The following is a 1,861-nucleotide window of genomic DNA, read 5'->3' as shown; positions in this document are numbered from 1 at the left end:
CCGCCGCCGGCGCGAGGACCGAGTCGAGGAGGAGCCCGCGCCCGGGCCGGCGGCGGCCGTCGACGACACGCTCCAGCTCTACTTCCTGTGCGCCCACCCCTCGCTCACGCCCGCGTCGGCGGTGGCGCTGACGCTGCGCGCCGTCGGCGGGCTCACCACCCGCCAGATCGCCCGGGCCTACCTGGTGCCGGAGGCGACGATGGCGCAGCGGATCAGCCGGGCCAAACGCACGGTGTCGGGCGTGCGGTTCGAGCGGCCCGGCGATGTCGCGACCGTGCTGCGGGTGCTCTACCTGGTGTTCAACGAGGGCTACTCGGGGGACGTCGACCTCGCGGCCGAGGCGATCCGGCTGACCCGGAAGCTCGCGGCCCGGATCGACCACCCCGAGGTGGCGGGGCTGCTCGCGCTGATGCTGCTGCACCACGCCCGGCGGGCCGCCCGGACCACGCCGGACGGCGCCCTGGTTCCGCTCGCCGAGCAGGACCGCGGCCGCTGGGACACCGCGCTGATCGCCGAGGGCGTGGCGGTCCTCCGGACGGCCCTGGCCCGTGACCGGCTGGGCGAGTTCCAGGCGCAGGCGGCCGTGGCGGCGCTGCACGCGGACGCGCGGACGGCCGGGGAGACGGACTGGACGCAGATCGTCGAGTGGTACGACGAACTGCTGCGGCTGACCGGCAGCCCCGTGGTCCGGCTCAACCGGGCGGTCGCGGTCGGTGAGGCGGACGGCCCGCGCGCCGGGCTGGCGGCGCTGGCGGAGGTCGAGGCCGGGCTGCCGCGCCGGACGGCGGCCGAGGCCTACCTGCGCGAGCGGGACGGTGATCCGGCGACGGCGGCGCGGCTGTACGCCGAGGCGGCCCGCGAGGCGTCCAACCTCGCCGAGCGGGACCACCTGACGCGCCGGGCCGCCCGGATCAACACCGCGCTCGCGGCGGAGCGCGGGGAGGGGTGAGCGTCCGCGCGGGCCCGCCGCCGGCGAGTTGCGGCCGCCCCGGTGCCCGGAAGAATTGAGCGCGGACGGCTCTCCGGGGGCCGGCCCGCCCGTTCCGGCCGGCGCCGCCCCGACGGAGGAGGGCCGCAGGACGAAGGGATGTCCCGTGACCGTATCCAGCACCCCGGTCCACCTCACCCGCGCCGCCCACGTCGGGATCTCGGTCTCCGACCTGGACGCGTCGATCGCCTTCTACACGGCCCTCACCGGCCGGGAGCCCGTCGCCGAGGGAACGATGCACAGCGTGCCGTTCGGCAGGTCGCAGGGGCTGCCGGTGGCCAAGCTCCGGTACGCCACGATCAATCTGGACAACAGCCTCGGCATCGACCTCATCCAGTTCCAGGAGCCCGTCGGCGAGCGGACGAACGGGGTGGCGAACCGCCCCGGCTCGATGCACCTGTGCCTGCGGGTGGACGACTTCGACGCGGTGTACCGGCGGATGAAGGAGGCCGGGTACGACTTCCTCGGCGACGACTACACGTTCATCGCGGGCGAGGTCACCCCGGAGGCGGCCCTGGGCACCAAGGTCGCCTACTTCAACGACCCCGACGGCACCAATCTGGAGATCATCCGGCCCGAGGGCGGCTTCGCGAGCTGAGCACGGCGGCCTCCGGGCGGACGGCCCGGACGGCCCGGACGGATAATACTTGCACTAGCCTCATATAGGCCCTAGCCGGTATTCTCCTTCATGGCTTACCCTTGGGTACAGCCACCATCGGAAGGAGACCGGCCTCATGACCGCCACGGACCCCGCGCTCACCGCCCTGGCCAGCGGCTGGGGTGCGCTTTCCGTCCTGCACGGCAGGATCGAATCGCACATCGAGCGCGCCCTGCAGTCCAAGCACGACCTGAGCGTACGGGAGTACTCGCTGC

2 protein-coding genes and 1 pseudogene are annotated in these 1,861 nt (G+C 74.0%); all 3 read left to right on the top strand.

Translation table 11 applies throughout. The annotated features are described in order from the left end of the window. On the top strand, positions 1-949 hold a 949-nt coding region (locus tag ABD308_RS36525; protein WP_344344536.1), incomplete at its 5' end, for an RNA polymerase sigma factor. A 145-nt stretch (positions 950-1,094) separates the two neighbouring features. Next, entirely contained in the window at positions 1,095-1,586 is a 492-nt protein-coding gene (locus tag ABD308_RS36520) for a VOC family protein (protein ID WP_344344534.1), read from the top strand. Between the two features lie 136 nt (positions 1,587-1,722). After that, a pseudogene (locus tag ABD308_RS36515) lies at positions 1,723-1,861 on the top strand (MarR family transcriptional regulator); the annotation flags it as partial.

Source organism: Kitasatospora putterlickiae (assembly GCF_039527695.1).
GTDB classification, from domain to species: Bacteria; Actinomycetota; Actinomycetes; order Streptomycetales; family Streptomycetaceae; genus Kitasatospora; species Kitasatospora putterlickiae.
Note: the sequence above shows the minus strand (reverse complement) of the source record. Positions and strands in the feature narration are given on the sequence as shown.